Consider the following 1,562-nt stretch of genomic DNA (forward strand, 5'->3'; position numbering starts at 1 on the left):
GAAGAAGAGGTCTATCCCCTCGGTGCCGTGGTCAGCTCCGTGATCTACAACCAGAAACTCCACGTCTTCTCCAAAGCCCTGCCCACTTACCGCTACGACGGCATCAAGTGGGAGCGCAACCAGTCCAACGCCCTCGACGACATCCGGCCCGCTTTCGCCACCTCCGTTCAGCGTCGTATGTTTGTCTCTGGCGGAATCTCCCATCCGACCCGCATCTGGGCATCCCGCGTCGACAACGACGAAATGTGGCCCGACGACGAAGACCTGGAATCCACCAACGTCCTTCGTGCCGCCTACTTCGACGTGGGTAATCTCCTGGGTACCGCCGATAAAGTCACCGGCCTCGGTGCCTTCGAACAGAACAAGCTCGCCGTCTTCACCTCCGACAAAACCTTCATCTACAACATCGACCCCAGTGTCGACCTCTGGTCACTCGACGACCGCTCCAACGTCAACGTCGGCTGCGTCAGCCACAACACCATCTGCCAGGCGGACAGCGATCTCATCTTCTGCTCCCGTACCGGCGTCTACGCCATCCGCCGCTCCCGCGAAAACGGCATCATGGTCTCTCAGGTCGCCATGTCCAACCGCATTCGCACCCTCTACCGCGCCTACATGAACTCGGTACCCAACCAGCAGAACATCAACGCCGTCTGGGACGCCGACAACCTGCGCTACCATATCTACTTCCCGCAGACCGACCACATCAGCCGTCGTCTCTCCCTCTCTTTCGGCACCGAAGGCGAACCCCAGTGGGCCACCGGCGACTTTCTCTACACCCGCTGCGCCGATTTCCTCGCGGGCAGTCTTGTGGTGGGCACCGCAGGAGGCACCTTCGACATCCGCAAACCGGAAGAGACCACAGGGGAAACCCCCACCTGCACCTTCACCACCCCGTTACTCTGGCAGGGTTCCCTCAGTGAACCCAAGCAGGCCCACTCGCTGATCCTGCAAGCCTCTGGTTCCGGCAACGTCCTCGTGGAAGCCTTCGACGAATGCCACAACCCGATCCACACCTTTACCTTCGACATCAAAGACGACGAGGGTGATAACCACGTACCCATGCACTCGCTGCACCAGCAGTACGAACACCAGTTCCCCGTCCGTTACATCGGACTGCAACTCCGGTTTACCATCACTTCCGACGAAGGCGGGCTACTGCGAATCGTCGGTTTCGCCATAACCACCCGATAGGAGATCACTTATGGCTCGCCTCCGTCAGCAACACCCGCAGAACTACACCAGCTCCGGCAACATCAGCGTCGAGTTTGAAAACCTCGTGCGCTACCTCAATGCCGCCGAGTTGGGCAACAAGACCCTCTCCGAGCTGCTGCAATCCATCTTCGACCCCGAAGGCAATTTCAGTGGCCCCGTGGATATGCGACACGTCCCCGACACCGGTATCCAGTACCGCATCGGTGACTACGACAACGCCGAATCCGGCTGGATCACCATTGTTCAGTCGGAAGACCTGCGCGGTGCCCCTGGCCGAGAAGTGGGTACCATCGGCGACTCCATCTTCCAGGCCCGTTACCCGTTCATCGCCAGTGCCGACAACGAGC

At 59.9% G+C, this 1,562-nt stretch carries 2 protein-coding genes; both read left to right on the forward strand.

All coding sequences use genetic code 11. The features are described 5' to 3' along the window. On the forward strand, positions 1 to 1,194 hold a 1,194-nt coding region (locus AK963_RS33960; protein ID WP_175404717.1), incomplete at its 5' end, for a hypothetical protein. Positions 1,195 to 1,204: 10 nt separating this feature from the next. Beyond that, positions 1,205 to 1,562: hypothetical protein (locus tag AK963_RS28835; RefSeq protein ID WP_139117767.1), on the forward strand; the 358-nt coding region annotated here is incomplete at its 3' end.

The organism is Endozoicomonas atrinae, from assembly GCF_001647025.1.
Lineage (GTDB): Bacteria > Pseudomonadota > Gammaproteobacteria > Pseudomonadales > Endozoicomonadaceae > Endozoicomonas > Endozoicomonas atrinae.